Here is a 17,865-nt window from a genome sequence, read left to right on the forward strand (position 1 = left end):
GCGCGGCCGACGAGGGCGAGGTGGGCGGCGTCGGCGGCATCGAGCACCGTCGCCGCGGCGGGGGAGTCCACGAGGGCGGCCGTCACCGCCGCCGACGAGGTGTAGCGCGTGAACGGGATCCCATCGATGGGGAGGGCCGTCTGTCGCGACAGGTGACGGGCGAGGTCGGACTCGGTCATCGGCGTCGACGGGTGCGTCGACATCGTCGGCTGCCGGTCGAGACGGTGCACGACGCCGTCTTCGGCGGCGAAGTGGTGCCCGAAGACGGTGTAGCGCCCGAAGTCCGGCTGGGCGAAGAGCAGCGGCACGGGGCCGTCGCCGACGACGTCGCGGGCGATCTCGATCACGCGTCCGATGCTTCCGACGTCGGGGGAGGAGTCGGCGGTCGAGCAGGCCTTGTACTGCACGAGAGGCGGATGCAGCGCCGCAAGGGCCGTCAGCGCCGGGCGCACTTCGGCGTCGAGCGCCTCGCGCGGCAGCGACCGGGCGATTCCGGCGATGCCCACCACGTCGACGGTCGCGGCCGCCTCTCGCAGCGCGTCGTCGTCGGGAAGGCCGACGAACAGTCGGCCGCTCCAGCCGGCGCGCGCGAACTGCAGGAGGGCGTCGACGCTGCCGGTGAAGTCGTCGCCGTAGAAGGCGGCGCGCGGCGCGGCGTCGGCGGCCTCAGACACGAGCGGCCCCGAACGCCTCCGTCGCGCGGCGCAGGGCGGCGGAGCGCTCGAGGGCCGTCTCGACGCTCTCGCCCGCTGCGGCCGATGCCCACGCCTCGCGCATGCTCGCCACACCGGCGCGCGCGCCGTCCGGGTGCCCGTGGATGCCGCCGCCGGCCAGCACGAGCAGATCGGTGGTCCCGGTCTCGGCATAGGTGGCGTGCGCGAGGCCGCCCCACTGCCCCGAGGAGAGCACGGGCACGGTGGATTCGAGGCCGAGGAGGGGCTCCCGGACGGCCGCGATCGCATCGAGCACCTGCGCGTCGGTCTCGTAGAACTTGTTGGAGATGCCGTTGGTGTGCAGGTGGTCGGCGCCCGAGAGGCGAGCGATCTTCTGCCACGCGCGGAAGCCGATGCCGAGCTGTTCGGATCGGCTGATCGACCCGAACATGGCGCGGTGCCCGTGGATGGGCAGCTGCGAGCGGCGGCGGATGTATTCGAGGCCGGGCAGGCCGACGAGGTTCACGCACACCATGATGCAGGTGCCGCCGGCGGCGAGCACGAGATCGTGGTTGGCTTCGAGCCGGTCGATGTCGTCGGTGATGTTGAACGCGTACATCGGCTTGACGCCGGTTCGATCGGCGTGGCGTTCGAGCACCGGCATCACCGCCGCGACGCGCTCCCGCAGCGGGGCCTGGGGGCCGTTGCCCTGCAGCTCGTCGTCCTTGATGAAATCGACGCCGGCCGCGGCGAGATCGCCCACGAGGTCGGCGAGGTCGGCCGGGGAGAGCCCGATGCTGGGCTTGACGATCGTGCCGATCATGGCGCCGTCGGGCCGGGACATCAGTCGTCGGGTGCCGGCGACGCCGAACTGCGGGCCGGCGTAGCGCTCGGCGAATGCCGGAGGAAGGTCGAGGTCGACGAGCTTGATCGCCGACAGCTGCTTGATCTCGAACAGGTTCCCCGCGACGGCGGCCAGCAGGTTCGGCAGCGAGGGCCCGAAGTTCTCCAGGGGGAAGCGGATGCGCAGCCGAGCGCGTCGCCGCGTGGCTGGGTCTCCCACCGACCCGGGCAGCGGGGATGCGCCGGTCAGCGGGATCTCCTCGAGCGACTCCACCTGGGCCGCGAACCGCGCGCGCAGATCGTCGGACTCGCGCTCCACCCGCACGAAGGTGCCGGTGGACTGCTCGCCCGCGAGCACCTCGGCGGCATGCTCCAGCGGCAGGGAGGTCTCGATGATGTAGGTCGCGATGACGTGCGGCGCGGTCACGGTGCTCACCACACCACCGGCAGCCACACCGACATCTCGCCGGGCCCGCGGTTGCTCCACGCGTAGTACGGGATGAGGCGCGCGTCCGCCGTTCGCACGGTGCCCTCGTCGAGGTCGGCGTAGAGGGTGTCGTCGGGGCGGGGGAGCACGGCGATCTCGGTATCGAGTGCGATGAAGCGGTGCCCGGCGATCTCGGCCTGGACCGGGGAGAGCTCCGTGCCGCGGCGGAGAGCGGCCTGCTCGAGCATCACGCCTTCGGGAAGGTCGTGGCTCTCGAGCGCGTAGACGACCGGGCCGCGCTGCACGGCCACCTGGTTCGTCACCTCCTCGGCGAGGCGGTGCGCGCGCAGGAGCCGCACCGGCATGGGCAGGTCGAGCACGATCTCGTCGCCGACCGACCACGCGCGCTCGATGCGGGTGTAGGAAGACGGGGTGCTCACCGGGACCGGTTCGCCGTTGACCGTGAGCGTCGCATCCGACGACCATCCCGGAATGCGCAGGTGGAGCGGCACGGTGCCGGCCGCTTCGCGCACGGTGAAGACGATGCGCCCATTCCACGGGTAGTCGGAGTGCTCGTCGAGCGCCAGCATCCGGCCCTCCTCGAGGGGCACGTCGATGCGGGATCCACCGTACTGGTGCACGAACAGGCCGTCCGGCGACACCGAGGCGATGCGCTCGTGCAGTCGCGAGAGCGTGCGGGCGATGTTCGGCGGGCAGCAGAAGCAGCTGAGATACCGTTCCCGCCCGCGCGCGTCGGAGGCGGGAGGCTCGGGCACCGGGTGGAGGGCGGTGTCGCCCGCGCGCCGCAGCGGGAAGGGGAGATCGCGCACCTGGCGCAGCGGGTTGGTGTAGAAGTACGTCGCGCCGTCGAGGCCGATGGTGGACAGCAGCGAGTTGAAGGCGATGCGCTCGATGACGTCGGCGTATCGCGCGTCGGGCTCGAGGGCGAGCATCCGCTCGGACCAGAAGATCATGCCGATCTGCGCGCACGATTCGTTGTGGGCGGTCGTGTTCGGCAGCTGGAAGGGGCGTCCGTATGCCTGGTGCACCCGGCTGATCTCGCTCTGCCAGGGATAGCCGTCGGGCGAGGCGCCGTCGTAGAGGGCGCCGCAGCCGCCGGTGATGTAGAGCTTGGTGTCGACGACGTCGTTCCAGAGGTGCTCAAGCACCGACGTCAGACGCTCATCGCCGGTCTCGGCGACGAGGTCGGCGAGCCCCGCGTAGAGGTAGTTGGCACGAACCGCGTGACCGGCGACGGCGGTCTGCTCGTGCACCGGTATGCGGTCCTGATTGTCGTCGCTGCCCTCCTCGAACTCGTCGCGCACGCGCAGGAAGTCCTCGGCCAGACGCAGGTACTGCTCGTCGCCGGTGACGCGGTGGAGTTCGATCACGGCCATGTAGTGCGACGGGCAGATCGCGCTGCGGGCGAGCTCCACGGGCTTGTCGGTGGCGAGGCTCTGCAGGAATCGTGCGGCGTTCTTGGCCGCGTTCAGCAGGGTCTGGCTGCCGGTGACTTCGTAGTGGCGCACGGCGGCGGTGATGAGGTGGCCGAGGTTGTAGGTCTCGAAGTTGAAGCGATCGGCGAGGGCGACGACCTGCTGCCGGTGGCGTTCCGAGATCGCCGTGGGGGTGTGGAGGTATCCGTCCTCACGCTGCACGGAGGCGATCAGGGCCGCGATGTCTTCCAGCTGCCGTTCGACCTCGGCATCGGGATGCAGCTCGAGCTGCGCCACGGCGGATTCGAACCACTTGTAGGTGTCTCCGTCCATGAACGGCGGACCCTGGTGCTCGCCGTCTTCGAGCCCGGCGGCGATCCGGAAGTTCGTCAGGCCGGGGCTGATCGCCGGGTCGCGGAGCATGTCCCACATCGAGGGGACGGTCACCTCATGCGTGCGCTGCGCGATGCCGGCCCAGAAGCCGCTCGACCAGCGCGCGTTCTCCGCCGTGAGCGGATGCAGCGGGGCGTGGGTGCGCAGGGGAGTGGTCGCCGACATTGGCAGGTCCTTTCGCATCAACGTGGTCACAGGCTAACCTGGCGGTGCAACTTCTCGCAACGCTGCATGGATATTCATCCACGCGGCGGACTTCATCAAGGGGATGATCGACACATGTCCGAATCCACACGGGTCGCCTTTCTGCACACCGGCGCGGTGGTGATCGCGCCCGTCGCCGAACTCGCCCGCGAGTTCCTTCCGGGTGTGGACACCGTGAACTATCTCGACGACCGTATCGTCGCCGACCTGCGCGATGAGGGCCGGGCCGCGGGAGTTCCGGCGCGGGTCGCCGAGCTGGTGCGTGCGGCGAAGACGGCCGGGGCGGATGCGGTGATGCTCACCTGCTCGTCTATCTCGCAGCTGGCCGCCTCGACGGCGGACGAGGTCGGCATCCCCGTGCTGCGCATCGACGAGGCGATGGCCGACGAGGCGGTGGCGACGGGGGATCGCATCGCCGTGCTGGCCACGTTGCCCACGACGCTCGAGCCCACGCTCGCACTGATCGGTGAGCGCGCAGACCTCGCGGGAGCGAGGCCGACGGTCGTCAGTGAGGTGATCGACGGCGCCTTCGCCGCGGTCTCCGGCGGCGATCGCGCGGCGCACGACCGTCTGGTCGCCGACGCGATCACCCGCGTCGCCGCCGATGCCGACGTCGTCGTGCTCGCTCAGGCCTCGATGGCGTCGGCTGCGGATGCGACGCACGTCGACGTGCCGGTGCTCACGAGTCTGCGCCCGGGCATCCAGCGCCTGCGCGACATCGTCGCGCGCAGCTAAGCCCTGCGGGTGTGACCTCGAACCGCGCGCACGATCGGGTCGATGACATGCTGCAGGTCGGGCGACGCGTCTCCGTGGGCGAGCCGCGCAGTCAGGGCATCCTTCGCCGCGCGACGGTCGATGCTCGGGTCCAGCGCGAACGCCAGCACCTCGAAGTCCCGCTCGTCGAACCGCGGAACGGTGGCTCGCACGCGCCCGAGCGCAGGGTCCTCGCTGTCGACGTGCAGGTGGGCTCGGAGTTCCGGGTCGAAACCTGTGCTCCCGACGTAGGCGATCTCGTCGGTGCGCATGTCGATCCAGACGTACAGCCAGGACCCACTCGGCTGTACGCGGCCACCGCGGATCGTGATGACACGCGGAGCATCGCTGGGCATGCGCCAACTCTATGGCGCGGCCGACGCAACGCGAACGTGCGTCTGTGTAGGGATGCCGAGGTTCTTCGTCCCGCTCGGGTGAAGGGATGGGGTACGTGGGCGGGCTATCCGCTGTCGGCTCGCGCGCGGGCGGGACTGCCGCGACGGGGTGAGCGACTCGGAGCCGCGTGGCCCGGGGCTTTCGAGGCCGGTCGGAAACGTCGCTGCGGATCCCACCAGGCGGGACCCCGCACGTGAGGCACGCCGTCTCGCATGACGATCTCCCACCCCGATCGCTCCAGGGTGCGGTGGTGGAAAAAACACAGCGGCACGCCGTTGTCGACGTGGGTCGGGCCGCCCCGGGCGTGCTCGTCGACGTGGTGCACCTCGCACCAGCGCGCGGGAACCGGGCATCCGGGAATGATGCACGATCCGTCGCGCGCGATGATCGCCCGCCGCTGGGCCGCGCTGAAGATGCGGCCGCTGAAGCCGAGGTCGATGATCTTGCCCCTCGGGTCGTGCACGACGCGCTGCACCGTTCCGCCACACGCCACCTGGTGGGCGACCGCGACCGGCACTGCGCCGATGCCGTCGATGTGGGCGGCGCGACCCGCGGCAAAGTCCTCAGCGCTCACCGAGACGACCAGCGTGGGCGCCGCGCCGCCGATCGTGGGAGCGTCGGCGGCTCGCGCCGCGATGCCCAGTGCCACGGCGAAAGCATCGTGCTGGCGCTGCGACACCGTGCGGTCGTCGTGCACGGCCGGCCCTTCGTCGGATCGTTCCGCCGCGTCGTCGGTGAAGCGCGGGCCCGGCGCGCGCTCCGGACCGTGCGGATTCAACACGGCGTCGATGAGCGTCTGCAGCTGCCCGGCCACCTCGGGCAGGAGATCGCCGCGCACCGGGATAAGTCCGTCGCGCCCGCGCGCACCGAGCCACAGCCCGCGGTCGCGGAGCGCGCGCTCCTCGGAGGGCGCGGCACCGTCTTGATCGAGGCGGTCGACGAGGGCGTCGGCGAGCGTGCGCAGTTCCCACGCGTCCATCGGCGGATGCTCCGCGGGCGCATCGGTCACGGGCTCGCCGTGCTCGTCGAGGTCGTCGGAACGGATGCCGCGCGCGGCCGCGGCGAGAACGCGATCCGCCAGGTGCATCCCGGCCGGGTCGATGCGAGCCGACGCCGCGCGCAGGCGCGCCGTGGCGGCTACGACCCCGGCGGCCGACACGGCGCCGTCGCGCATCGCCGCCCGCATGGCGGGGAACGCACCGGGCAGGGGCTCGCCCGAGGTCAGGGACACCTCGTGCGGGAACGCCGCAGCCGCCGCGGTCCACACGCCCGCCTGCTTCTTGTCGCACCGGGTCGTGCGGCGCAGCAGGTCGCCCACGTTCGCGCAGCCGAGCCGGGTGGTCAGCTTCTCGTCGTGACCGCCGGTCGAGGCCGACTGAGCCTGCACGGTGGAGGCCACGATCAGCGCATCGACCTGGCGGGACACGTCGCCGAGCACCTGCAGCACGCCGACAAGCTCGCCGTCGGTGACGGCGCCGGCGACCAACTCGTCGGAGGCACCGGGCACGAGCGCGCTGAGCCGATCCTTCAGATCGGTCAGGGTGTCGAGCGCTTCGAGCATGCCTCCATTATCGAACATACCTCCGACATCGCCCGGCGGCCGCTCACGCCATCCGCCGCCGCACGACGAGCCCCGCGCCGATCGCCACGGCGATCACCGCCAGCACCGGAAGGAGGGGGATCACCCCCGAGCCGCCGGTCACCGGCAGCGCGCCCGGAGCGGCCGTGTTGACGAGCGAGAAGGCGAGTGTCGCGCCGGCATCCACCGTCGTCGTCACCCAGCCGTCCGCGTCCGGGGTCAGCTCCTCGCCGTCGATGCCCCACGTCGCTGCACCCCAAGCCACGCCCTCGACGGACGGCGGTGCGAGCTCGCGCAGCCGCACGGTCGCGCCGGCGGGCACATCCATCACCTCGACCGTCTCGCCCGCCTCCACCCGCAGCGTCTGCGGGTCGCCGTCGTCGACGGTGTACTCGATCGTGTAGCCGGTGTCGGTCGGCACCTCGGATGCGGCTGCGCCGGTGAGCGTCTTCGCCACCGTGAACCCTCCGGTCGGCTCGGCCGACGCGGTGTTCGTCATGACCAGGGCGAGCGGTTCCGGATCGCCGTCCACGCGCAAGGCCACGAGTCCGCCCGGGGTCGTCGGCACCGGCTCGCCCGCGGCGGTCCAGGACACGGCACCCCACTCGACGCCGTCGATCTCAGGGAGGTCGCCCTCGCGCAGCTCCACCGTCGAACCGATCGGCAGATACGGCGACACCGCCGGCGCACCGATGCCGGCGTTCAGCGGATCCTGCGACTGCAGGCCGAGCCACCACTCGACCGGGAACGTGGTGTCGGCCGGCACGAGGTCCGCGGCGTCACCGCTGACAGCCTTCTCCACCGAGAAGCGGGCGAGCTCGGAGACGGAGTTCACCAGCTCCCGCTCCGCCACGACGCCTGGTCGCACGAGCAGGAAGGCGGAGGGGTTCCAGGTCGCCTCTGCCCACGCGTAGTTGGGCGGAAGCGCCGAGGCGTCGGGCTCGACCTCGGCCAGGCGCACCACCGTGCCCACCGGGAACTGCACCGGCTCGCCGTCGACGGTCGGTCCCGCCGGGGTTCCGTCGGCGGGAACCTCGATCGAGCCCGTCGCGACGCCCGCGAAGGGCTGATAGGCCGTGTACTCGACGGTGAAGGATCCGGCGAGCACATCTCCGGGGTCGATGCCCGCGAAGCGCTTGACCACCTGGAAGGTGCTCGTGCGCAGGGTCGCGGAGTTGGTGAGCGTCGCGGTCGCGACGGGCTCGTCGTCGCCGACGATGACGAGCGGCTCCGGGGAGACGACCGGGTCTCCCCAGTCGATCCATCCCACACCGGGAGGTGTCTGCTCGACGAAGGTGACCTCGGTCCCGACCGGGAACGTGACCGGCTGCCCCTCGTCGTCGAGCGGCGAGACCGCCGTGCCGTCGGCCGGAAGGCGCACGGTGCCGGTGACGACATCGCCGAGCGGCGTCTGTGCGGTCCACGCGACGGCGAAGCCGATGGTGGCGGGCAGGTTCGCGCCGTCGATGCCGGCGAAGGCCTTGCTGAGGGCGAACGTGCCTTCCTGGAGGGTGTTCGAGATCTCGATGACGATGTCGCCGCTCTCGGCGATCGGGATCTCGACGATCGCGCCGTCCAGCGGACCGGCGCCCTCGAAGTTCTCGGGGGTGAACGTCTGCGGTTCGCCGTCGTCGGTCGTGACGGTGAAGGTCGGCAGCTCCCACGCGTCCGCGTCGGTCGGACTCCCGTCGAGCGTCGGCACGAGCTCCGCGAGGGCGATCGTGCCGGCGTCGGTCTCGAGGTCGTCGAGCGTCTCGGGATCGCCCACGGGCAGGTCACGCGTCGTGCGTTCCCCGGCCGGATCGGTGTTGTAGCTGACCTCGTAGCCGAACCGATCGTCGGCGGCGTCTCCGCCGGCTGACTTCACCAGGGTGACCGTGCGGTCGGCGGATTCGGGGGTGAGGAGATTCACGAGCGAGACGGCGACCGTCGACGTGTCGTCGATCTCGAACGTCGCCGAGGGGTCCCAGCTCGCGCCGGTCCAGTCGTACCCGGGAGGCGGCGTGACGCCGGACAGGTCTTCGTCCAGCGATATCTCGGTGCCGACGGGGAAGTCCTGTCCGACGGGCTCGGGCGTTCCATCCAGCGGAACCTCGAGCGTCCCCTCGGCGATCTGCTCGCCGCCGAACGACGCCGTCCATGACACCGGCACCGTGCCGGCCGGCGGCGCCGGGGTCGACCCGTCGGTGGTCTGCACCGACTTCGTCACCTCGAACGTGCCGACGAGAGCGGTCGCGGTGTTGGTGACGACGATGTCGGCGGTGCCGGTGCCGACCGTGATGCTGTCGGGCGCGATCGTCGGCGAGCCCCACTCGTAGCCGGGGACCGACGGCGGGGCGATCTCGTCGAAGACGATCTCGGTGCCGATCGGGAACTGCTCGCCGGGGTCGGCCCAGCCGCCGTCTGCCGGCACCTCGAGGGATCCGGTGAGCTCGGTTCCGTCGGGTTCGGTGGCGGTCCACGACACGGTGAACGTCGTCCCCGCGGGCAGGTCCTCCTCGGCGATGCCCTCGAGCGCCTTCTGCACCCGGAACGTGCCGCTGTCCGCCGCGCACGCGATCTCGCCGGCGAAGAGGAACGAGTGCACCTCGCCGCCCTCGAGCACGACGTTCTGACCGATCACCTGCCCGTCCAGCGGTGCCGCGTCGACGGTGACGTTCGCGTTCGGCGCGTAGATGGATCCGTCGATCCGGCCCTCCGCGGCGGTCACCGAGACGTCGCCGGTGAGCGCCGAGAGGTCCCAGAAGGTGTACGGCGAGTAGGTGCCCTGCGGGTCGATGCGCAGGCCGACGACGTCGGTGGTGCCGGCGGGAACGCGGATGATCAGCGGATTCGCGGCACCCGGAGTCGGGCCGGCGGAGAACTGCAGCAGCGCCGCGCCAGCGATCTCGCTGTAATCGACGACGTTCGGTCGATCGGCGCTGAGCGGCTCGAGCACCTTGCGGGAACCGGCGTCTTCGGCCACGCCGACCGGGTAGCCGAGGTCCAGGGCGGGATCGGCGATGTCATCGAGACACGCGGCGGCCTGGTCGTAGTCGGCCTGACGGTTCGCCTCCACGTAGTCGGCGACGGCGGTGGCCGAGGTATCGGCCGTGTAGATGCTGCCGTCGCCCGCTGCCGAGGCGGGGGGAGTGGCATCCTCGGGATAGACCTGAGCGGTCGCGTCGATGAGCGGCGTCTGGTCGGGGTTGGCCGGGTTCGTGTTCAGCCGCAGCCAGTCGGCGCGCGTGAAGGCCTGGAACGGTCCGTCGCGCTGCACCATCTTGAGGTCGCCCTGCAGAGACGGCTCCGACGTGCCGGCACTCGTGATCGCGAGGATGCCGCCGCTGCCGGGGCTGTATTCGCCGACGAGCAGCCGCGTCGGGTCGCCGTCGACAGTCGGCAGGGTGTAGTCGGCCGTTCCGGCGGCGACGTGGATGATCGTGTACTGCCCGTCGCCGGGCTTGGTGGCGACGCCCCCGGCAGCGAGGCTGCCCTCGGTCTCGTCGTTGCCCATCGTGAGGTCTTCACGGGCGTAGACGGTGAATCCGCCGTTCATCGCGAACGGGTTGAAGGTGTCGGGGTACGCCGCCTGAGCGGGCGCCGGCGGCGCCGCGGCGGTCACGACGGTAGCGCCGGTGGCGACGAGAGCGGCCGCGACCGCGCCGGCCACGATCGAGCGGATGCGGGTGCGAGCGGTGCGAGGCATGGCGTCCTTCGAGGTGTCGCGCATCCCTCGGTGCGAGGGCGCGTCGTCGCGACGACGGTACCGCAGCGGTCTCGATACCGGAACCCTGACCGGCGGCACGAGACCGGGCCCGGCGTCCGGGACCCGGCTGCGCGCACAGCGGTCTCGGACGTTCACCCGGGTCTCGTCGCGTGGGCCGGAGCAGGCGGCGACGCGGTCAGGCGGGGGCCGCGAGTGTGACGGGAGCGACGAGCGCCACCGTTCGCTGGTGCGTTCCGTGGCCGAGGGTCTCCGGCCCGGCGCCCGGCAGGTCGACGATCGCCGTCGCGCCGACCGGAACCGTCATCTCGGCGTGCAGCAGATCGCCGTCGATGCGCCACGCGATCGCTGTCTCGCCGTAGGGCGTGAGGTGGCGCGCGCTCGCAGAGGTGAGTCCGCCGCCGGGGCGCGGGGCGAAGCGGATGCGCCGATACCCGGGGGCATCCGGCGCCAGGCCCGCGACCACGCGGTGCAGCCAGTCGGCCACCGCACCGAGGGCGTAGTGGTTGAACGAGGTCATCGCGCCGGGATTGACCGTGCCGTCGGGAAGCATCGAGTCCCACCGCTCCCACACCGTCGTGGCTCCCTTGCCGACCTGGTACAGCCACGAAGGGCACTCCTTCTCCAGCAGCAGCGCGTACGCCGTCTGCAATTCGCCCGCACCCGACAGCGCGTCCGAGACGAGAGGGGTGCCGACGAAGCCGGTCGAGATGCGGTTCTGCGCCGCGCGCACGAGTTCGCCCAGGCGTCGTCCCGCCGCCTCGCGGCGGGGCGCATCCGGGATGAGGTCGAACGCGAGCGCGAGCGCGTAGGCGGTCTGGGCGTCGCTGGTCATGCGACCGTCGGGCAGCACATAGGCAGCGGCGAAGGCCGCATCCACTTCGTCGGCGAGGCGGGCGTAGTGCGCGGTCGCCGTCTCGTCACCGAGGAGCGCCGCCATCCACGACACGATGCGCGCGGATCGGGCGAAGTAGGCCGTCGCGACCAGGTAGCGGTCGGTCTGCGCATCCGCGGGATCCTCCGGCGGCGCGGCGGGATCGAGCCAGTCGCCGAGCTGGAAGCCCTCGTTCCACAGCCGGTCTTCGCCGGCCAGCTTCTCGACGAGGTCGACCCAGCGGCGCGCACTGTCGAACTGCCGCTGCACGACGCCGGCGTCGTCGAAGCGCTGATAGAGGGTCCAGGGCAGGATCGTCGCCACATCGCCCCACGCGGCACCCGGCCGGATGGGGGTCCACATGCGGTGCGACGGGATGACCGGCACGTACCAGGGCACCGTGCCGTCGGGCAGCTGGTCGGCTTCGACGTCGCGCAGCCATCCGCGGAGCATGCCCGAGACGTCGTAGAGGAACGACGCGGTGGGGCCGAAGACCTGGATGTCGCCGGTCCAGCCGGCGCGCTCGTCGCGCTGCGGACAGTCGGTGGGGATGTCGACGAAGTTGCCGCGCATCCCCCACACGACGTTGTCGTGCAGCTTCTGCACGTCGGGGTCGGAGGCGGAGAACCACCCGGTGCGCTCGAGGTCGGTGTGCAGAACGCGGGCGACGAGGGCGCCGGCGGCGACATCGGCGTCGAGGTCGCCCGGCCACCCGTCGACCTCGACGTAGCGGAAGCCGTGGAACGTGAACCGGGGCTCCCATTCCTCCACGCCTCGCCCGGCGAGGGTGTAGTGGTCGGTCGAGCGCGCCGAGCGCAGCGGACGCGTGTAGATCTCGCCGTCCTGCAGCACCTCCGCGGTGCGAAGGCGCACGGTAGAACCGGACGGCCCGGAAACGCGCAGGCGCACGCGGCCCGCGAGGTTCTGTCCGAAGTCGAGGATGCGCGCGCCGCTCCGCGAGGTGAGCACCTCGACCGGCCGCCGCTCCTCGGTGCAGCGCACGGGAGGGGCTGTGGGCGCGACGAGGGTGGCGGGGTCACGCCAGCGCACCGCGGCCTGCTCCCAGGAGGAGTCGTCGAAGCCGGGGGAGCTCCATCCGTCGTGCTCGAGCCGCGCGTCGTAGTCCTCGCCGTCGTAGATGCCCGAGCGCAGGATCGGCGAGGCGGCGGCGCGCCACGTGCTGTCCGTCGCGATCGTCTCGCGACGGCCGTCGGCGTAGGTGATCTCGAGTTGTCCGAGGAAGGAGAGGTCTTCGCCGAAGACGTTGCGGAAGCCCTCGTACCAGCCCACGCGTCCGCGGTACCAGCCGTCGCCCAGCCACGCGCCGATGGCGTTCTCTCCCGGTGCGAGAAGGTCGGTGACGTCGTAGGTGTAGTACCGCAGGCGCGAGTCGTAGGAGGTCCACCCCGGGGAGAGGGTGTCGTCGCCGACGCGGCGGCCGTTGAGTTCGGCCTCGTAGAGGCCGTGCGCCGTGGCGTAGAGGCGTGCTCGCGCGACCTCGCCGTCGACGGTGAACGAGCGGCGCACCAGCGACGGACGCCGCTCGTCGGACTCGCGCGGTTCGAGCCAACGTGCGCCGACGGGTCGGGCGGTCCAGTCCGTCGGCTCGAGAAGGCTCGCCTCGACCGTGCGGGCCGGTGAGGGATCGCTCCAGAGGCCGTCGGCGCCGGCGACCTGCACGCGCACGACGGCGCGCTCGCGAGAGACCAGGGGGGACTCGGGCCACGGCACGAGCACCTGGTCGTCGCCCGATACCTCGTGCCTGCTGCTGCCGGCGTCGCGCTCGATGAGCAGCCGGTAGGCGGTTTGGACCCATCCCGCCGGTGCCTCGGCGATGCGCCAGGAGATGCGCGGCGCTGCCTCACCGATCCCGAGCGGATCGCGATGGTGCTCGATGCGGGGGGCCGCGACGGTGACGTTCATGGATCCTCTGTGATTCGTAACGTTTCAAGCTGGGTCTACGACGGTCGCGGCTGTGGCGACATCAGCGACCGGTGCATCAGTTTGGTACGTTTCAATATAGCCGATGGAGGAGGGGTCGACGATGACGGTCACGACGGCGAGCACGCACGAGGTCAGCGAATGGGACTTCGAGGGCCCGGTGACGCCGATACCGGGTGACCGGGTGCCGCTGACGGTGCGCTTCCGGCACGACTCGGGATGGGAGCGCGACGTTCTCGGCTTCTGGGACGGTGACCGTCGCTACGCCGTGCGCTTCTCACCGCCTCTTCCCGGCCGCTGGGAGTGGACCACGCGCAGCGAAGCGGCCGAACTCGACGGCCGTCACGGTCGCTTCGAGGCCGTTCCCGGGAAGGGTCGAGGGCCCGTCCGCGTGGCGTCTCGTTTTCACTTCGCGCACGCGGACGGCACGCCCTACCGACCGGTCGGGTCGACCGTCTACAACTGGATCCACCAGGACGATGCCCTGCGTCGACAGACTGTCGACGCCGTCGTGGAGGCGGGCTTCAACAAGCTTCGCTTCATGGTCTTCCCGCAGGCGGGCGGATACATCGAGCACGAACCCGACCTGATGCCGTTCGAGAAGACCGCGGGTCGGTGGGACGTCAGCAAGCCCGTCCCCGCCTTCTTCCGGCGTCTCGACGATCTCGTCGCACGCCTCGGTGACCGCGGCATCCAGGCGGACGTGCTCATCTTCAACGCCTACGACCGGGGTCATTTCGGTCTCGACGAGCTGAGCGAAGAAGAGGACGCCGCGTACCTGCGGCACCTCGTCGCACGCCTCGGAGCGCATCCGCACGTGTGGTGGTCGCTGTGCAATGAGTTCGATCTGCTCACCGATCGACCGGCGGATCGCTGGGATCGGATGGGCGTCCTCCTCTCCGACATCGACGCGCACGGTCACCTGCGCTCCATCCACAATTGGATGGAGCTGCACGACCACAACCAGCCGTGGGTCACCCACGCCTCCATCCAGAACGGGCACGCGACGATGGAGTTCGGCCGCGCCGGCATGTACCGCGACGTCTATCGCAAGCCCGTCGTGCTGGACGAGATCAAGTACGAGGGCGACATTCCCGAACGGTGGGGTCACCTGAGCGCGGAACAGCTCGTGCATCAGTTCTGGATCGCGACGGTGTCCGGCACCTACGCGTCGCACGGGGAGAGCTTCGTCACAGAATCCGGCAGCCTCCACATGGTCGAGGGGGGATGCCTGCGAGGAGCCTCGCCCCCGCGGCTGCGCTTCCTGCGCGAGGTGCTGGACTCCCTGCGCGTCGCCGGTCTCGATCCGATCGACAAGTGGGATGACCCCGCCCACGTGGCGGGCGTCGCGCGCGAGCAGTACGTGCAGTATCTGGGGCAGCACGCGCCCGATTCGTGGACGTTCCGCCTGCCGCAGGGCAACACCGGCGAGCGACTCCAGGTCGGCGACGTCTTCACCGTCGACCTGCTCGACACCTGGAACATGACGCGGACGAGGGTGCCGGAGGACTTCGTGCTGACCGACGTGCACCGCAACGACGCTTACGCGGCCGGGGCGGAGCCGGTCGCACTCCCGGAGGGGGAGGCCCTCGCCCTTCTCATCACGAGAGTCGACGCATGACCATCGCGTACTGGGAGTCGACCGTGCCCGGACACGGGCTGCGGTCGCCGCGTGCCGACGCGGTGACGGATGCTCGCGTGCAGAACCTCAACGGCGCGTGGCGCTTCCGGCTGTCGCCCACCGCGGCCGGCACGGGCGACGGCTTCATCGCGGACGATTTCGACGACGCCGACTGGGATGTCATCCGCGTTCCCGCGCACTGGGTGCTCGAGCCGATCACGCCGCTCGCCGGCGGTCCGGCGCGCTCGCTCGTCGGTGACCCCGAGGGGCCGCTATACACCAACACGGCGCTGCCGATCCCGCTCGATCCGCCCCGGGTGCCGACGGAGAATCCGACCGGCGACTACCGGCTCGAGTTCGAGGTGCCGGGGGATCTTCCGCGCGCCGCGCTGCGCTTCCAGGGCGTCGATTCGTGCGCCCGCGTCTGGCTCAACGGGAAAGAGCTCGGATGGTCGACGGGAAGCAGGCTCCCCTTCGAGTTCGATGCGCCCGTCCGGCCCGGGCGCAACGTGCTCGCCGTGCGGGTGCACCGCTGGTCGGCAGGCACCTATCTCGAGGATCAGGACATGTGGTGGCTCCCCGGGATCTTCCGCGACGTCGAGCTCATCGAGCGCCCGGCCTTCGCGATCGATGACCACCACGTGCATGCCGATCTGGATCCCCGCACCGGAATCGGCACGCTGCGCGTGGACGCGGTGCTCGATGGAGCCGCCTCGGCGATCGTCGACATCCCCGAGCTGGGCGTTCGCGTGGCGGCCGGGGAGTCGGTGCGCATGCCCGTCGAGCCGTGGAGTGCCGAGAGCCCCCGGCTCTATCGGGGCACGCTCCGAGCGCTCGGGCCGGGCGGCGAACCCGGCGAGACCGTGGAGCTGGTGATCGGATTCCGTCGGGTCGAGATCGTGGAGGGCGTGCTGCTTGCGAACGGACGTCCACTGCGGTTCCACGGCGTGAACCGCCACGAGCACGATCCGGTGCGGGGGCGGTCGGTGGACCGCGAGACGATGCAGCGAGACATCCGCATGATGAAGCGCGCGAACATCGACGCCGTGCGCACGAGCCACTATCCGCCGCACCCGGAGTTCCTCCGGCTGTGCGACGAGATGGGGCTGTGGGTCGTCGAGGAGTGCGATCTGGAGACGCACGGCTTCATCTACGCGGGGTGGGAGGGCAATCCTCCCGCCGAGCCGGCGTGGCGCGAGGCCATGCTCGACCGCATCCGCCGCATGGTCGAGCGCGACAAGAATCATCCGAGCATCGTGGTCTGGTCGATGGCCAACGAGAGCGGTGCGGGAGAGAATTTCGCCGTGCTCGAGGAGTGGATCCGGGGGCGCGACGCCAGCCGGCCGATCCTCTACGAGCGGGATCCGTCGTACCGGAACTCCGACTTCGCGTCGTCGATGTACCCCTCGCTGCCCGACCTGGAGGCGATCGGCCGACGGGAGGAGCCGCGGCCCGATGGCGTCACCGACCGCGAGGACGATCGCCGGCGGCGCCTGCCCTTCCTGCTGGTCGAGTATGCGCACGCCATGGGGAACGGGCCCGGCGGGCTGCAGGACTATCAGCGCGTCCTGGACGGCTCCGACCGGTTCTGCGGCGGCTTCGTTTGGGAGTGGATCGACCATGGATTCGACGCCGTCGACGACGCCGGGCGTCCCTTCACGCTCCACGGCGGCGCCATCGACTACCGACCCAACGGCGGTCGGTACTGTCTCGACGGCCTCGTGTTCTCGGACCGCACGCCCACGCCGGGGCTCGTCGAGCTCGCGAAGGCCTACGAGCCGATGCGCGTCGAGGTGGGCGACGGGATCCGCATCCGCAGTCGCCGCCACAGCGCGGGAACGGCGGATCTGCGATGGAGGTGGATCCTCGAGGTCGACGGGCGCCGCGCAGCGGAGGGCGATCTGGTCATCGGGGACATCCCGGCCGGAGGCTGCGAGATCCTCCCGCTGCCGCCGCTGCCGGCCGGAAATCTCGACGGTGAGCGGTGGCTCACGGTCGAAGCAGTGCTCGCCGCGGATGCGTCCTGGGCGGATGCGGGCCACGTCGTCGCGTGGGGGCAGGGACGGCTTCCGTCGCCGGCGCCGCCCGCATCCGTCGCCCCGCCGCCCGGTGCCGTGGCTTTGGCGGAATCGGCGGATGCGCTCCGCGTCGGCGATGCCCGCGTCGACGCCGCCACCGGCCGGCTGATCTCGCTCGGGTCGCTCAGGCTCGACGGGCCGTGGCTCGACGTGCATCGGGCTCCCACGGAGAACGATCGAGGACAGGGCGGGCGCAACGACCTCGCCGCGGTGTGGGCGGCGGTCGGGATGGACCGAATGATCACGAGGGTCGACTCCGTGCGCACCGAAGCGGGCGAGGTGCACGTGAACGGCCGGCTCGCGGCATCGACACACGCCCACGCCGTCGAGTACGAGTTCGTCTGGCGTCCCGCACCCGGCGGCGTCGACCTCGACGTCGTCGTGGACTTCACCGGTCCGTGGTCGCCGACGCCCTATCGCGCTCTCGACATCGTGCTGCCGCGTCTCGGGCTGCTGTTCCAGCTCCCCGGAGGGTACGACGCCGTCGAGTGGTTCGGGCGAGGGCCGGGCGAGACCTACGCCGACTCCGCGGCCGGATCGCGCATCGGCGCGTGGCGCTCTTCGATCGACGATCTGCAAGTGCCCTACCCGGTCCCGCAGGAGAACGGCAATCATCTCGACACGCGACGTCTGCGCGTGACGGGAGACGAGCTTCCGACGCTCGAGGTGCAAGGGCATCCCGACTTCGCGTTCGCCGCTCGGCGGTGGACGAGCCTCGATCTCCAGCGTGCGCGCTTCCCGCACCAGCTCAGCGACAGCGGGTCGGTGTGGCTGAACATCGATCACGCTCAGGCGGGTCTCGGATCGGCGTCCGTCGGTCCGGCGCTGCCCGATGCGCACCGCATCGCGCTCGTGCGCACCGCATGGCGCGTCTCGCTGCGGACACGACAGACCGAAACCTGAGTGCATATCTATTCAGGCTTGACTGATCAACCACTCTGTTTCTACACTGGCCACGCAG

10 protein-coding genes are annotated in these 17,865 nt (G+C 71.0%); 3 read left to right on the forward strand and 7 right to left on the reverse strand.

Annotated features, from left to right (window positions below; translation table 11 throughout):
• The 3 genes from B4E30_RS13515 to B4E30_RS13525 form a co-directional block, all read right to left on the reverse strand.
• Positions 1 to 674: four-carbon acid sugar kinase family protein (locus tag B4E30_RS13515; protein WP_286795591.1), on the reverse strand; the 674-nt coding region annotated here is incomplete at its 3' end.
• Entirely contained in the window at positions 667 to 1,932 is a 1,266-nt protein-coding gene (locus B4E30_RS13520; RefSeq protein WP_286795592.1) for a RuBisCO large subunit C-terminal-like domain-containing protein, read from the reverse strand. The genes B4E30_RS13515 and B4E30_RS13520, both read right to left, overlap by 8 nt.
• A complete protein-coding gene (locus B4E30_RS13525) occupies positions 1,929 to 3,917 on the reverse strand; it encodes a glycoside hydrolase family 127 protein (RefSeq protein ID WP_286795593.1) in 1,989 nt (662 codons plus the stop codon). Before B4E30_RS13525 ends, B4E30_RS13520 begins: the two co-directional genes overlap by 4 nt.
• 114 nt (positions 3,918 to 4,031) lie before the next feature.
• On the opposite strand from B4E30_RS13525, the gene B4E30_RS13530 reads away from it, so the two are divergent.
• Positions 4,032 to 4,691: an aspartate/glutamate racemase family protein gene (locus B4E30_RS13530; RefSeq protein ID WP_286795594.1), complete on the forward strand. Its 660-nt coding sequence runs from the start codon at positions 4,032 to 4,034 to the stop codon at positions 4,689 to 4,691.
• Here the strand turns inward: B4E30_RS13530 and B4E30_RS13535 are convergent.
• The 4 genes from B4E30_RS13535 to B4E30_RS13550 form a co-directional block, all read right to left on the reverse strand.
• Entirely contained in the window at positions 4,688 to 5,065 is a 378-nt protein-coding gene (locus B4E30_RS13535; protein ID WP_286795595.1) for a hypothetical protein, read from the reverse strand. The two genes, B4E30_RS13530 and B4E30_RS13535, sit on opposite strands and share 4 nt — an antisense overlap.
• Positions 5,066 to 5,169: 104 nt before the next feature.
• Complete coding sequence (locus B4E30_RS13540; RefSeq protein ID WP_286795596.1) at positions 5,170 to 6,666, reverse strand: HNH endonuclease signature motif containing protein; 1,497 nt, start codon at positions 6,664 to 6,666, stop codon at positions 5,170 to 5,172.
• A gap of 43 nt (positions 6,667 to 6,709) precedes the next feature.
• Entirely contained in the window at positions 6,710 to 10,372 is a 3,663-nt protein-coding gene (locus B4E30_RS13545; protein ID WP_286795597.1) for a DUF5979 domain-containing protein, read from the reverse strand.
• Positions 10,373 to 10,568: 196 nt separating this feature from the next.
• Positions 10,569 to 13,187 carry an alpha-L-rhamnosidase gene (locus tag B4E30_RS13550; protein ID WP_286795598.1) on the reverse strand — a complete coding sequence of 873 codons (2,619 nt, stop codon included), beginning with the start codon at positions 13,185 to 13,187 and terminating at the stop codon, positions 10,569 to 10,571.
• Between the two features lie 121 nt (positions 13,188 to 13,308).
• On the opposite strand from B4E30_RS13550, the gene B4E30_RS13555 reads away from it, so the two are divergent.
• Both B4E30_RS13555 and B4E30_RS13560 read left to right on the forward strand, forming a co-directional pair.
• Positions 13,309 to 14,826: a DUF4038 domain-containing protein gene (locus tag B4E30_RS13555; RefSeq protein ID WP_286795599.1), complete on the forward strand. Its 1,518-nt coding sequence runs from the start codon at positions 13,309 to 13,311 to the stop codon at positions 14,824 to 14,826.
• Positions 14,823 to 17,807, forward strand: coding sequence for a glycoside hydrolase family 2 TIM barrel-domain containing protein (locus B4E30_RS13560; RefSeq protein WP_286795600.1), 2,985 nt, complete (start codon positions 14,823 to 14,825; stop codon positions 17,805 to 17,807). The genes B4E30_RS13555 and B4E30_RS13560 overlap by 4 nt, the downstream gene beginning before the upstream one ends.
• The last annotated feature ends 58 nt before the right edge of the window (positions 17,808 to 17,865 follow it).

The organism is Microbacterium sp. UBA3394 (assembly GCF_002358725.1).
GTDB classification, from domain to species: domain Bacteria; phylum Actinomycetota; class Actinomycetes; order Actinomycetales; family Microbacteriaceae; genus Microbacterium; species Microbacterium luteum.

Coding starts and splice junctions, on each gene's coding strand:
- B4E30_RS13525 (WP_286795593.1), bottom strand. CDS start 3,917: ATGTCGGCGACCACTCCCCTGCGCACCCACGCCCCGCTGCATCCGCTC.
- B4E30_RS13530 (WP_286795594.1), top strand. CDS start 4,032: ATGTCCGAATCCACACGGGTCGCCTTTCTGCACACCGGCGCGGTGGTG.
- B4E30_RS13535 (WP_286795595.1), bottom strand. CDS start 5,065: ATGCCCAGCGATGCTCCGCGTGTCATCACGATCCGCGGTGGCCGCGTA.
- B4E30_RS13540 (WP_286795596.1), bottom strand. CDS start 6,666: ATGCTCGAAGCGCTCGACACCCTGACCGATCTGAAGGATCGGCTCAGC.
- B4E30_RS13545 (WP_286795597.1), bottom strand. CDS start 10,372: ATGCCTCGCACCGCTCGCACCCGCATCCGCTCGATCGTGGCCGGCGCG.
- B4E30_RS13550 (WP_286795598.1), bottom strand. CDS start 13,187: ATGAACGTCACCGTCGCGGCCCCCCGCATCGAGCACCATCGCGATCCG.
- B4E30_RS13555 (WP_286795599.1), top strand. CDS start 13,309: ATGACGGTCACGACGGCGAGCACGCACGAGGTCAGCGAATGGGACTTC.
- B4E30_RS13560 (WP_286795600.1), top strand. CDS start 14,823: ATGACCATCGCGTACTGGGAGTCGACCGTGCCCGGACACGGGCTGCGG.